We start from the raw sequence: 12,691 nt of genomic DNA on the forward strand, positions 1-12,691 counted from the left end.
GCGAGGTGGCGCGGTACGCGCTGAAGCCATAACCCCTTCCCCGAGTCGTCAGGAGATTGAGTCTACCGGTCGGAAACCCATTGCTGCTACACGGCAGGAATGCGTCGAATGCTTTAACGCACGATGAGGCAGGGAGTTCTGGACCGACCACCCCCCCCGGTAAAGCGTAGTAAAGCAACATCGGCTCAAAGCGTTCGCTCGGCCAGGGTCGAGCGACCAGGCCTGTTGCTTTCAAGGGTCAATGCATCGCTTCCCGGCAGTTGAGCGGGTGATGCGTCATGTTCGATGACCAGGAGCATGGTCCGCGCCGCTGCCCTGCTTTCATCCGGTGTCCACTTTAGGTCGCGGATTCAACCAGTCGATACAGCATACTGAAGCTGCTCAGGCGGCTGGGGTGTGCGGCTAGCCGGTCACAACGTATGGCGCCTGTCGTTGCTCCCGCTGTTATGGAACGATTGCTACGAGGCGATGGGCACCCAGACCGCTCCTATTCGCGCGCTGGCCACCGCAGCCTCGATGAAGGCCATGCCGGCGACGCCGTCGTCGATGCCGGGGAGATCGAGATCATCCGGCGGCGGCTCGCCAGCGACTTCCGCGGCGATCGCACGGAAAGCTTCGCGGTACAGGTTGGCGAAGGCCTCCAGATAGCCTTCCGGATGTCCGGCCGGTATCCGCGTGACGCGTTGCGCGTCCTCGCCGACATAGCCGTTGCCGCGGCGCAGGATTTCGCGCGGGCGATCCGGGTATTTGACGATCAATTCGTTGGGATGTTCCTGTTGCCACTCGAGCGAAGCCTCGCTGCCGTACACGCGCAGGCTCAACTTGTTTTCTTCCCCCACCGCGATCTGCGAGCTGTGCAGCACGCCGCGCGCGCCGCCTTCGAAGCGCAGCAGCAGATTGCCGTCATCGTCCAGTCGGCGGCCGGGCACGAAGGTGGTGAGGTCGGCACACAGTTCGGCGATTCGCAAGCCGGTGACATAGCGCGCCAGGTTTTCCGCGTGCGTGCCGATGTCGCCCATGCACCCGGCCGCGCCGCTGCGAGCCGGGTCGGTGCGCCAGGAGGCCTGCTTGTGGCCGCCGCTTTCGATGTCGCTGGCCAGCCACCCTTGCGAATACTCCACCACCACCTTGCGCAGCGTGCCGAGCGCACCGCCACGCACCAGTGCGCGCGCCTGTTTCACCATCGCATTGCCGGTGTAGTTGTGGGTCAGCGCGAACACCTTGCCGCTGCGCGCGACCGTCTCGCGCAAAGCGCGCGCTTCGGCCAGCGTCAGCGTGACCGGCTTGTCGCAGACCACGTTGAAGCCGTGCTCCAGGAACAGCGTCGCGGCCGGGAAATGCTGGTCGTTCGGGGTGACGATGACGACGAAGTCCAACCGCTCGCCAGGCGGGCGCGCCGCCTCGGCCACCGCCATCTCACGATAGCTTCCATACGCACGATCGGCCGCCACGAACAAGTCGGCCGCCGAATCGCGCGATCGCTGCGGATCCGATGAAAAGGCGCCGGCGACGAGTTCGGCCTGTCCGTCCATCTGCGCGGCGATCCGGTGCACGGCGCCGATGAACGCGCCACGTCCGCCGCCGATCATGCCGAAGCGCAGCTTGCGTCCTGTCACGCCATTCCTCCGCGCCCACGACCCTCGAAAGCCGCGTCGAAGGCCACCGCGCTGGGCGGGAAATCGAGCCGGCGCACGAAGGCCGCGGCCTCGGTGGCGCCGTGCACGCGATCCATGCGCGCGTCCTCCCATTCCACCGACAGCGGGCCGCGATAACCGATGTCGTTCAAGGCGACGATGATGTCCTGGAAGCGCACGTCGCCGCGCCCGACCGAGCGGAAGTCCCAGTGGCGGCGCGCGTCGCCGAAATCGGTATGGCCGCCGAACACACCCACGCTGCCGTCGCCGCGCCCCCACCAGACGTCCTTCATGTGGACGTTGAAGATACGGTCGCCAAAGGTACGCAGGAAGCGGATGTAGTCCACGCCCTGGTAGGCGAAATGCGAGGGGTCGAAGTTGAAGCCGAAGCGCGGGTGGTGGTCGACCGCTTCCAGAGCGCGCTGCGCGCTGGCGATGTCGAATGCGATCTCGGTGGGATGCACTTCCAGGGCGAAATTCACGTCGACCGCGTCGAAGGCGTCGAGGATCGGGCGCCAGCGTCGCGCGAAGTCATCGAAGCCCTGCTGCAGATAGGCCTGCGAGGTCGGCGGGAACGCGTAGACGGCGTGCCAGATCGACGAGCCGGTGAAGCCGGTAACCGTCGCCGGGGAACCGATCGCCGCACCCGGCCGCGCATCGAAGAACGCGCGCGCGGCTTTGGCCGTGTCGATCATCCGCGCAGCGGCGCGCTGGCGCACGCCTTCCGGCTCGCCGTCGCCCCAGATTTCCGGCGGCAGGATCGCGCGGTGGCGCTCGTCGATCAGGTCGCAGACCGCCTGCCCGACCAGATGGTTGGCGATCGCATGACAGCACAGGCCCTGCGCCTGCAGCACGCTCCAGCGTTGATGCACGTAGTCCGGCGAAGCCAGCGCGCGTTCGACATCGAAGTGGTCGCCCCAGCACGCCAGTTCCAGACCGTCGTAGCCCATGGCGACAGTCTGTTTGGCCAGTTCGTCGAGTGTGAGGTCGGCCCATTGCCCGGTGAAGAGCGTGACAGGACGTGGCATGTGGAACTCCTGTTATTGGCGATTTGGTGTTTTCACACAGAGAACGGGGAATAAAGAATTGGGAATGGAAGTTTCACCATTTCCCCATTTCCGGTTCTCCATTCCCGCTGTTCTCATGCACCGACGCGTTCGATGCGATAGCCACCGCGGGCGCGATCGACCAGATGGAGAATGCCGAAGATCAGCGCGATCAGCACCGGCAGCACCGCCCACACCGGCAACACATTCGTTGCGCCGTAGTTGTTGTTGATCCACCCCATGACCGGGCCGGCGACCGCAGTCGAGAACGCGCCGGCGGCGCCGACCATCGCCAGCGCCAGTGCGCCGCCACGAGGGAAGCGCTCGGAAGTCAGTCCCAGCATGGTCGGCCACCAGAATGCAGTGCCTACCGCGAGCAATGCCGCAGCGGCGAACGCCAGCACCGGCGTATCGGCACGCCCGAACAGCCAAAGCCCGAGCGCCGCGATCGGCGCGGTCACCGCGATCAGCGTCACCGGCGACAACCGGTGCGCCAAGACTCCGCCGAACTGCCGCAGCGCGTACATGATGCCGTTGATCCACACCAGCAGCAGCACGCCGGCCTGCAGTGTGCTGTGCATGACCTCGTTGAAGATATTGCTGACCCATTGCCCCGGGCCGAGCTCGGTGGCCGCGGTCAACCACATGCAGACGAACACCACCAGGAACAGCGGGCGCTTGAGCTCGCCATACATCGCCGCAGTGGAAACGCCCGCCGCTTTGCGTTCGCTGTCGGGAAAACGCTGGGCGAAGAACATGGCTGCGTAGATCGCCGACGGCACCAGCATCAACAGCATCTTCGACTGCCAGCCCAGGCCCAGCTGGGTGAAGGCGAAGGCGAGCACGCCGCCGATCACGATGCCGCCCGGGAACCAGGCATGCAGCTTCACCAGCCGCGCGGTCTTGTCTTCGCGGTACAGCGTGGCGATGAGCGGATTGATGCCGGCTTCGACAAAACCATTCGCGATGCCGATCACCACCGTGGCCGCGAACAGCATGGTGAAATCGGTGGCGAACACCGTAAGCAGCACGCCTGCGATATGTCCTACCGCCGCAAGCTTCAGCAGCCGCCCCATACCCAACAGATCGCACAGCGTGCCGCCGAACAGGATCGACAGGCCGAAGCCCCAGAACGCGGCACCGCTGATCCAGCCCAACTGGATTTTGTCGAGCCCGAACGCGAGTTCCAACTCCCCCATGATGTCGCCACGGATGGCGAAGGACATCGCCGTGGCCAACAGGGCGATACAACTGGCGACGAACAGGCGCTGCGGGTTCATAGGTTTCTCCGCGAATGGCGAATGGGACGAAGGCTTCAGGGCAACGCACGCACCTTGATGTTGCGGTAGCGCACTTCGCTGTCCGGATCGTGCGCCTGCAGCGCGAAGGTGCCCGAGGATAGCACCCGGCCGCTCATGTCGGCCGGTCGCTCCGGTTGCTCGGGCTGCGTGTAGTCGACGATCGGCTTGTCATCGACGAAGGTGCGGATGCGGCGACCCTCGACGCGTATGCGCAGGGTGAACCAGACGTCGTCCTTGGCCGGCGCCTGGTAGTTGTCCTTGACTGCGTACAGGCCGCCGGTGCGCTTGGGGTCGCTCTGGCTGTTGTTGACCTGCACTTCATAGCCTTTGGCTGGCCAACCTTCGTCCTGCCAGGCAGTATGGAAGTAGACGCCGGAATTGGCGCCGGGCTTGGTCATGACTTCGAGCTGCAGTTCGAAGTTGCGGAAATCGTGACGCTCCACCGCGCCGACGTAGTACAGATGCGAACGCGGACCCCGCACCACGATCGCGCCGTCGCGCACGCTGAACGAACCCGGCGCCTCGCTGGCACGCCAGCCGTCCAGCGTCTTGCCATCGAACAACGATTGCCAGTCCTGACTCGCCGGTTCTGCGGCGTGCGCACTCGTGCAAATGGCCAGTGCCAGCAGGCAGGCGCCGAGTAAACGAAGGTACATGCGATATGTTCTCCAGGTAGACCGGCGCGCGGCCGGCATGGATCGGCACGATGCCGCGGTCAGCGTGAACATTGCGCTCATTGCGGCACGCGGCGTGTGATCAGCGTCATCAGCCCACTCCCACCAGCTTGAGCACTTCCGGTGGCGGCCCGTCGAAACTGGCCAATGGCACGTTGCCGACATAGCCCAGGTACTGCCGGCCCTGCGGCGATGTGCAGAACCCACCGATGGTCAGGTCGCGATAACGGGCGAAGAATTCGGCGGCCTGTTTGAACTCGGCGCGTGCCCTGGGCAGATAGCTGATGTCGTCGCAGATCGCGCTGCGCTGGCTCACGCTCGCTCCGCTGAAGCTGCGCGAAAAACGCTGCTCCGCCTGCTCGTCCAGCCAGTCGAATCCGGCCAGGATCAGCTTCCGATCGGCGGTCTGTTGTGGATACGGCGCGCTGACCCATTCGTTGATGAAATCGACCACGCCGACCGCGACCGCGCCCGGCCCCTCCGCATCGGCCGGGACGATCAGGTCGCACAGCGCGGTGGCGGTGCGCCGCTGCTGCTCGTCCAGCGTCAGCGGCCAGACCGAACCCGGTCCATAGACCTTGAGCAGGTCCGGGTCGGTGCCGTAGCCCACGCCCGAAGGCAGCTTCGGCGGCGGCTCGGAACTGCAGCCGGCCAGATGCATCATCGGCAGCGCGGCCGCGCTCAACATCCATTTCAGCGAAGTGCGGCGGTCCATCAAAGCTCCTTGCGGCGCATGCGCGCCAGCATGTGATCGGAGGCGCGCCAGGCCAGCGCCATGATCGTCAGCGTCGGGTTTTTGTCGGCATTGGACGCGAAGACTGCACCGTCGGTGATGTAGAGATTGTCAACGTCCCAGGTGCGGCACCACCGGTCCGTGACCGAGGTCTTCGGATCGGCGCCCATGATCGCGCCGCCCAGTTCGTGAATGATATAGCCGCCTGGTTTGATCGCCTTGGCGCCGTCCGTCTCGACCTTGCCCTGCACGCGCCCGCCCATCGACTCGATGATGTCGGCGAAGGTGCGTTGCATGTGCGCAGCCTGGCGGGTTTCATGCTCGGACCACTGCCAATGGAAGCGCAGCACCGGGATGCCCCACTTGTCCTTCACCTGCGGGTCGATCTCGCAGTACGAATTCTCGTTGGGAATCATCTCGCCGCGGCCGGCGAAACCGACGAAGGAGCCGTAGTAGCGACGCACGTCTTGCTTGAACTTCTGGCCGTAGCTGCCGCCTGTGAGCCAATCGAGCCCAGCGCCGGTGTTCAGCCCGGGCATGCGCCGGCCGCCGCCGAACTCGATGTGGTAGCCGCGCGCGAAACCGAGCTTGCCGGCCAGTTGCTCCTGGTAGAGCCACCACGGCGAATACATGTGGCCGCCGTCGGCACCGTCCTCGTTGTGCAGCGGCAGGTTCTCCAGCAATGGCACCTGCCCGCTCAGATCGGCGCCGACAGTGTCCATCAGATAACGGCCGACCTTGCCGCTGGAATTGGCCAGGCCGTTGGGGAACGAGGTGGACTTGGAGTTGAGCAGGATCCGCGCCGATTCGCAGGCGCTGGCCGCGAGCACCACCACACGCGCGGAGGCTGCGAACTCCTTGCCGCTGGTCCTGTCGATGAAGCGCACGCCATCGGCCTTGCCGTTCGCGCCCAGCACCACCTCGCGCACCATGGCATCGCAGACGATGTCCAGGCGGCCGGTCGCCAGCGCCGGCGGCAGGTGCACGGTGGTCGACTGGTAGTTGGCGCCGGTCGAGCAGCCGCGACCGCAAGGCGTCGCCCACCAACAGGCCGCGCGGCGCAGCATCGACTCGCGCAGGATGCGCTGCGCCTCCGGGTTGCCCGGGTGCAACTTCGCCGGCAGGTTGTCCGCATCCAGACGCCGGGTCAGCACCGCACGGTGGCCGGCGACCACCGGCACGCCCAGGCGCCCGGCACGCTGCTGCACCAGCAGGTCGCTGACCTTGGGCTTGGGCGGCGGCAGCAATACGCCGGCAGGCGAATCGGGCGTGTTCTCCAGGCCATCGTTGTCGCCGTACACGCCGATCAGCATCTCGACCTTGTCGTAGTACGGCGCCACATCGGCGTAATCGATCGGCCAGTCGAAGCCCAAGCCGTCGCGGCTGTAGGGTTTGAAATCGTAGGCGCCGTTGCGCAGCGAGATCCGGCCCCAGTGATTGGTGCGGCCGCCCAGCATGCGCGCGCGCCACCAGTCGAACCGGCCGGCATGGTCTTCCCGTGCGTTGACATACGGTTCGCCGGGCACCTGCCAGCCGCCGTCGATGGTGGCGTCGTAGAAACCGAACGCTTTTTCCGGTGTCGAGGTGCCGCGCAGCGGCGCCTGGTCCGGAGTCTGGAACATCGGCGTTTCGGTTTCCGGCGTGTAGTTGCGCCCGGCTTCGAGCATCAGCACCCGGGCGCCTTCCATGCACAGCGTGTAGGCGGTCTGGCCTCCGGCTGCGCCGGAGCCCACCACGATCACGTCATAGGTTTGTTTGATGGCGCCCGCAGTCAGGAAAGGCACGGCATGACCTCGGCGCGCGTCATGGTTTCAAACGGCTCAGGTAATCGAAGCTCAGCTTCGCGCTTTCCAGCGGCGGCCGCTCGAAATTCTCCTGCTCCACGAAATAATGCCGGATGCGCTGCGGATCCATGGCCGCGAACAGTTTCGGCCAGTCCACGCGACCGCTGCCGACCTCGGTGGTCTGGGTATCGACGCGGTCGACGCCCGTTTTTGCGTCCTTGCGCACGTCCTTGACGTGCAGGGAGGAAATACGGTCCGCATGGCGAGTGAGCAGCCGCAGCGGATCGGCGCCTGCAGCGGTAACCCAGCCGATGTCGAGCTCCATCGTCACCAACTCCGCATCCGTGAGCCGCAACAATTCGTCGTAGGCCACCACGCCGTCGTAGGAGCGGAACTCCATGTTGTGGTTGTGGTAGCCGCAGGTGATGCCCGCCTTGCGGGTGAGCTCGCCCATGCGGTTGAGCTGCTCGGCGTTCCATTTCCAGTCGTCCAGGGTCATGCCGGCGGCGAGCGCATTGCCGTCCTTGAAACGCTCGTCCGCGGTCGATGGAAACGAGATCACGAGGTATTGCGAGCCGATCGCCTTTGCGTAGTCGATGCGCTGCTGCAGGTCTTTCTGCGCGTCGGCCATGCCGCAGTGCATGCTGGGGGCGGTCAGGCCGTTGTCGCGAAGCATGGCCAACACCTCGGCGGCGGGCGCGTTCGGCACGCCTGCGAACTCGACCTCGCCATACCCGATCGTACTGACCGCCTTCAAAGCGCCCGCAAGGTCCTTTGCGACATCGTCCCGGATCGTCCACAACTGCAACCCGATCGGCTTGTTGAGCGGCCCGATGCGCGGTTTCGCGGCAAATGCATTTAGGGAAGTCATCGCCATAAGCGCAAGTGAGCCGTGTTGGAGAAATGCACGTCGGGTCAACATCGTGTGTCCTCGCCCCTCAGAAAAATATATCCGCTGGCATTCATCGAACAATGCTGCATTGCGACAACGCCTTCGCATTGCAAATGTTCGACGCCCGTCTTGATTGGCGTTTCGATATTACTCACTTTTCGCGGTAGAGTTCCATCGAGCTAGCTCGAGGAAACGAAAGTATGGCGGCTGGGAACAGTTCCTTTGATGCGATCGTGGTCGGTACCGGCATCAGCGGCGGATGGGCCGCGAAAGAGCTGACCGAAAAAGGATTGAAAACACTGGTGCTCGATCGCGGGCGCATGGTGGAACATGGCGACTATCCCACCGCGAACCTGCAGCTCTGGGAGCTGCCCTATGGCGGCCGCCCCACCCAAGAGGATATCGACAAGCAATCGGTCGCCGAACGCGGCGGCGTGCTCTCGCAAGCAACCAAGCACTGGTTCGTCAACGATATGGATCATCCCTATATCGAGAAGAAACCTTTCGCCTGGGTGCGCGGTTATCACGTCGGCGGCCGTTCCATCATGTGGGGCCGGCAGTCGTACCGCTGGAGTCCGATGGACTTCGAGGCGAATGCGAAAGACGGCGTCGGCGTGGACTGGCCCATCCGCTACGAGGAACTCGCGCCGTGGTACGACCGCGTGGAGAGCTTCATCGGCGTGAGCGGCCAGGCCGAAGGCTATGAGCAACTGCCGGACGGCAGATTCCTGCCGCCGATGGAGTTGAATTGCGTCGAGCTGCACCTGAAGCAGCAGATCGCCGACAAAATGGGTCGCGCGCTCACCATCGGCAGGACCGCGAATCTCACCGCGCCGCTCGCGCACAGCCCGCAGCGCGGCACCTGCCAGTACCGCAATCTGTGCTGGCGCGGCTGTCCGTTCGGGGCCTACTTCAGCAGCAACTCCAGCACGCTTCCTGCGGCGGAGAAAACCGGAAACATGACGTTGCGGCCCAATTCGATCGTCTACGAGCTCATCCATGACGCGAAGAACGATCGGGCCAGCGGCGTGCGCGTGCTGGATGCGGAAACCAACGAGCAGATGGAATTCCACGCCAAGGTGATCTTCCTGTGCGCGTCCACGTTCGGTTCCACGCAAATCCTGATGAATTCCGTCTCCAGCAGGTTTCCCGACGGTTTCGGCAACGACAGCGGCGAGCTCGGCTGCAACATCATGGATCATCACCTGGGCGCCGGCGCCTCGGCGGTTGCCGAAGGTTTCGACGACAAGTACTACTCCGGTCAGCGGCCCAACGGTATCTACATTCCGCGTTTCGTCAATATCGGCAAGGACAAGCGCGACTACCTGCGCGGTTTCGGCTATCAGGGCGGTGCCGGGCGTTCGGGATGGACCCGACTGCTTGAAGATTCCACGCTGGGCGCGGACCTGAAAACGAAGGCCGCGGAGCCTGGGCCGTGGCACATGGGGCTGACCGGCTTCGGCGAAACCCTTCCCTATCACGACAATCGCGTCACCCTCGATCGCACCCGCAAGGACAAGCATGGGCTTCCCGTGCTGGCGTTCGATGCGGCGCTGCGCGAGAACGAACTGAAGATGCGCCAGGACATGGCGGCCGAAGCCGCGACGATGCTGGAAGCGGCGGGATTCAAGAATGTCCACGAGTACGACGGCGGCGATGTACTGGGCATAGGCATCCATGAGATGGGCACCGCGCGCATGGGCCGGGATCCGGAAACTTCCGTGCTCAATGCCTGGAATCAGGTGCATGCCTGCAAGAACGTGTATGTCACCGATGGTTCCTGCATGACGTCCTCGGCGTGCCAGAACCCATCGCTGACGTACATGGCGTTGACGGCGCGCGCCGCCGATCACGCCGTCCAGGAACTGAAACGGATGAATCTATGAAGACCGACATCAACCGCCGAGAAGCGATACGCCGGGTCGCCTTGCTGATGGGCGGCGCCGTTTCGGCGCCGGCCATCCTTGGCGTGCTCGCCGGCTGCTCGGCCGAGCCGGACGCGGAGGCCGAATGGAAGCCGACCTTCCTCACCCAGGCGCAGGCCGCGCTGGTGGCGGAAGTCGCCGAGATCATGATCCCCCGCACGGATACGCCGGGCGCGAAAGATGTCGGTATTCCGGCTTTCATCGACAAGATGTTGAAGGATGTCTACCCGAAGGATGAGCAGGCGCGCTTCGTCGCTGGACTCGCTGACTTCGAAACCCAGGCCAGGCGCGAACACGGGCGCACCTTCGTTGAGCTGGAACCGGCGCTGCGCGCGGCGCTGGTCAAACAAGCGCATGACCCGGCCGTCGAGGTGGAGCGTGAGGCCACCCAGCCCGCCGCCGAGCGGGGCCGTCCTTTCATCCTCATGACGAAAGAACTGACGCTGCTCGGTTACTTCACCTCCGAACCCGGCGCCACGCAGGTACTGCAGTACCGCCCCGTTCCGGGTGCGTATCACGCCTGCGTTCCGCTGAAGCAGGCGGGGAAAGGCAAGACCTGGGCCACCGAGACGAGCTATCGATTCTGATTCGTTCAACGGGACGGAAGCGACTAACGCGGTAGCCCCACCTCTCAAACAGGACCGACGGATGAATTCGCATCCCAGACCCATCGCGCGCTCGCGCTGCTGCTTTCTCCTTTTCGCCGCACTGTTCGGGGGCGGCGCGGCGGCAGGCACCCCTGCCGATAAAGAGGAATGGATAGCGTTGTTCAACGGCCGCGATCTCGACGGATGGACAGCGAAGATCACCGGCCACGCGCTTGGGGACAACTTCGCAAACACGTTCCGTGTCGAGGACGGGCTGCTCAAGGTGCGCTACGACCAGTACCAATCCTTCGGCAACAAGTTCGGTCACCTGTTCTACAAGGATCCGTTTTCCTACTATCGCCTGGTGGTGGAATACCGCTTCGTCGGCGAGCAGGCGCCGCATGGCCCCGGGAGCTGGGCCTTGCGCAACAGCGGAGCGATGTTGCATTCGCCGCACCCGCGCACGATGGGGCGCGACCAGGATTTCCCCATTTCCATCGAGGTGCAGTTCCTCGGCGGCCTGGGCGACGGCAAGGCGCGCTCGACGATGAACCTGTGCACGCCGGGGACGGAGGTCGTGTATCAGGGCTCTATTTATCCCGAGCATTGCCTCAGCTCCGCTTCGAAAACCTTGGACGGCGACCAATGGGTACGCGCGGAAGTACTGGTCCTGGGCAGCGGGCAGATCACCCATTTCGTCAATGGAGAGGAAGTGCTCGAGTACGCATTGCCGCAATTCGGCGGCGGCGGCGTGTCGGATTTCGACCCAGCGGCCAAACCCGACGGGCAACTGATCGAAGGCGGCTATATCTCGTTGCAGAGCGAATCGCACCCGATCGACGTCCGCAAGGTGGAACTGCTCAATCTCGCCGGCTGCATGGACCGCAGCGCAAGCAGCTACAAGCGCTACTACGTCAAGTCCGTGCCTGAAAGCTGTGTGTATGCGAAAGGCGCGAAGCCGGAAAAATAGCACCGGCGTTATTCGTGCGCCGCTGCTCCGCAGCGGCTGCCACAAGTTCGTTACCCGGAATCGCAGCCGGCGCTTTGGATCGAGGGAAGGTCCGTGACGACCACAAACGCCCTTGGAACCTGAGGGCGCCAAAGTAGCCAAGGAGGGCACAGAACTATCCGCGGGCACAGCGATGAAGGGTTTTGAGCCTGGGTATTATCTTCCAGGACTTGAATATCTCTAAGCAGCACTGAACTGATGCAGGGCGAGCCATTCGCGTGGAGAAGAGCCGGTCCTTCTACGGAAGGCACGCGAAAGCGCCGGCGTGTCGGCGAATCCTAGACTTAGCGCGACCTGCTTCACCGATCGCCCCTCGCGCAGAAGAGAAGTGGCGACATTGAGCTTCCAATCCAGCGAATAGGCCGCCGGCGTCGTTCCGGTGGCCGCCTTGAACGCCGCCGCGAACGCGCTTCTCGACATCCCGGCGTTCGCGGCCATGCGCTCAAGCGTCCAATCCACGCCAGGCGCCTCATGCAAAGCAATGAGCGCTTTGGCCAGCCGTGGATCCGACAGGGCCACCATCATTCCTTGCGATACATGCGCCTCGTTCGGATGGTCGATGATCCAGCGCAAGAGCTGGATCAACACCACTTCGAACAACCGATTGACAAGGAGCTTGGAACCGCACCGCACTTGGTCCGACTCAGCGAACAACAGATCCAACGCCGCCCCCAGTCCGTCGATTCTCGCCAGTGGCAGCGTAATGACGTCAGGCAGGGACTGGACAATCGGATTTCTCGCGCCGCCGTCGAAATCCAGCGTAGCGCAGGTGAAATCCGAGCCCTTGATCGGCGGGTTGATGAATTCGTGGTGCACGGCCCTCGGGAAAAAAAGCAGCGTGGGCTCAGACAGACGGGTGCGTGCCAGTCGAGAACCATCCCGATGAAGCATCTCCATCTCGCCACGCCGCAACACGTGCAGGAATCCCCGGCCGGGCCTCGCATCAAAGACCTGCTGACCGCAAAGAGGGCCTGCATGGAAGAGCGAAGCCTGCACCCGGAATCGCTCCAATACCGGAGTGAGGCGGTCGATCGAGGGGGCGACAGCCTCAGTAACGCTGCCGGCAGAATTGGACGAAATGCCATCTATTAGCGACATAAAACCAC

At 64.0% G+C, this 12,691-nt stretch carries 11 protein-coding genes; 3 read left to right on the forward strand and 8 right to left on the reverse strand.

The genetic code is table 11. The features are described from left to right. Nucleotides 1–458: 458 nt before the first annotated feature. The 7 genes from BLR66_RS13850 to BLR66_RS13880 all read right to left on the reverse strand — a co-directional run bounded on the left by BLR66_RS13850 (nt 459) and on the right by BLR66_RS13880 (nt 8,145). Complete coding sequence (locus BLR66_RS13850; RefSeq protein WP_255402609.1) at nt 459–1,616, reverse strand: Gfo/Idh/MocA family protein; 1,158 nt, start codon at nt 1,614–1,616, stop codon at nt 459–461. Beyond that, on the reverse strand, nt 1,613–2,662 hold the full coding sequence (locus BLR66_RS13855; RefSeq protein ID WP_093288151.1) for a sugar phosphate isomerase/epimerase family protein: 1,050 nt from the start codon (nt 2,660–2,662) through the stop codon (nt 1,613–1,615). Before BLR66_RS13855 ends, BLR66_RS13850 begins: the two co-directional genes overlap by 4 nt. A 113-nt stretch (nt 2,663–2,775) precedes the next feature. Then, entirely contained in the window at nt 2,776–3,960 is a 1,185-nt protein-coding gene (locus BLR66_RS13860; protein ID WP_093288155.1) for an MFS transporter, read from the reverse strand. A 35-nt stretch (nt 3,961–3,995) separates the two neighbouring features. Continuing rightward, complete coding sequence (locus BLR66_RS13865; protein ID WP_093288161.1) at nt 3,996–4,637, reverse strand: 3-keto-disaccharide hydrolase; 642 nt, start codon at nt 4,635–4,637, stop codon at nt 3,996–3,998. A 109-nt stretch (nt 4,638–4,746) separates the two neighbouring features. Next, nucleotides 4,747–5,370: a gluconate 2-dehydrogenase subunit 3 family protein gene (locus BLR66_RS13870; protein WP_093288165.1), complete on the reverse strand. Its 624-nt coding sequence runs from the start codon at nt 5,368–5,370 to the stop codon at nt 4,747–4,749. Then, nucleotides 5,370–7,172 carry a GMC family oxidoreductase gene (locus tag BLR66_RS13875; RefSeq protein WP_093288169.1) on the reverse strand — a complete coding sequence of 601 codons (1,803 nt, stop codon included), beginning with the start codon at nt 7,170–7,172 and terminating at the stop codon, nt 5,370–5,372. Before BLR66_RS13875 ends, BLR66_RS13870 begins: the two co-directional genes overlap by 1 nt. 19 nt (nt 7,173–7,191) lie before the next feature. Then, on the reverse strand, nt 7,192–8,145 hold the full coding sequence (locus BLR66_RS13880) for a sugar phosphate isomerase/epimerase family protein (protein ID WP_176943889.1): 954 nt from the start codon (nt 8,143–8,145) through the stop codon (nt 7,192–7,194). A 119-nt stretch (nt 8,146–8,264) separates the two neighbouring features. On the opposite strand from BLR66_RS13880, the gene BLR66_RS13885 reads away from it, so the two are divergent. The 3 genes from BLR66_RS13885 (at nt 8,265) to BLR66_RS13895 (ending at nt 11,546) form a co-directional block, all read left to right on the forward strand. Next, nucleotides 8,265–9,950: a GMC oxidoreductase gene (locus BLR66_RS13885; protein WP_093288179.1), complete on the forward strand. Its 1,686-nt coding sequence runs from the start codon at nt 8,265–8,267 to the stop codon at nt 9,948–9,950. Continuing rightward, nucleotides 9,947–10,576: a gluconate 2-dehydrogenase subunit 3 family protein gene (locus BLR66_RS13890; RefSeq protein WP_255402611.1), complete on the forward strand. Its 630-nt coding sequence runs from the start codon at nt 9,947–9,949 to the stop codon at nt 10,574–10,576. Before BLR66_RS13885 ends, BLR66_RS13890 begins: the two co-directional genes overlap by 4 nt. A 61-nt stretch (nt 10,577–10,637) precedes the next feature. Beyond that, a complete protein-coding gene (locus BLR66_RS13895; RefSeq protein ID WP_093288184.1) occupies nt 10,638–11,546 on the forward strand; it encodes a 3-keto-disaccharide hydrolase in 909 nt (302 codons plus the stop codon). A gap of 219 nt (nt 11,547–11,765) precedes the next feature. On the opposite strand, the gene BLR66_RS13900 is transcribed toward BLR66_RS13895, so the two are convergent. After that, complete coding sequence (locus tag BLR66_RS13900; RefSeq protein WP_093288189.1) at nt 11,766–12,683, reverse strand: AraC family transcriptional regulator; 918 nt, start codon at nt 12,681–12,683, stop codon at nt 11,766–11,768. Nucleotides 12,684–12,691 lie beyond the last annotated feature (8 nt).

The sequence above is a fragment of the Pseudoxanthomonas sp. CF125 genome (assembly GCF_900104085.1).
In the GTDB taxonomy this organism is placed as follows: Bacteria; Pseudomonadota; Gammaproteobacteria; order Xanthomonadales; family Xanthomonadaceae; genus Pseudoxanthomonas_A.

Bases quoted from the DNA above. Each gene is read 5' to 3' on its own strand.
- BLR66_RS13860 (WP_093288155.1), bottom strand. From the start codon at position 3,960: ATGAACCCGCAGCGCCTGTTCGTCGCCAGTTGTATCGCCCTGTTGGCC.
- BLR66_RS13895 (WP_093288184.1), top strand. From the start codon at position 10,638: ATGAATTCGCATCCCAGACCCATCGCGCGCTCGCGCTGCTGCTTTCTC.
- BLR66_RS13885 (WP_093288179.1), top strand. From the start codon at position 8,265: ATGGCGGCTGGGAACAGTTCCTTTGATGCGATCGTGGTCGGTACCGGC.
- BLR66_RS13855 (WP_093288151.1), bottom strand. From the start codon at position 2,662: ATGCCACGTCCTGTCACGCTCTTCACCGGGCAATGGGCCGACCTCACA.
- BLR66_RS13865 (WP_093288161.1), bottom strand. From the start codon at position 4,637: ATGTACCTTCGTTTACTCGGCGCCTGCCTGCTGGCACTGGCCATTTGC.
- BLR66_RS13870 (WP_093288165.1), bottom strand. From the start codon at position 5,370: ATGGACCGCCGCACTTCGCTGAAATGGATGTTGAGCGCGGCCGCGCTG.
- BLR66_RS13900 (WP_093288189.1), bottom strand. From the start codon at position 12,683: ATGTCGCTAATAGATGGCATTTCGTCCAATTCTGCCGGCAGCGTTACT.
- BLR66_RS13890 (WP_255402611.1), top strand. From the start codon at position 9,947: ATGAAGACCGACATCAACCGCCGAGAAGCGATACGCCGGGTCGCCTTG.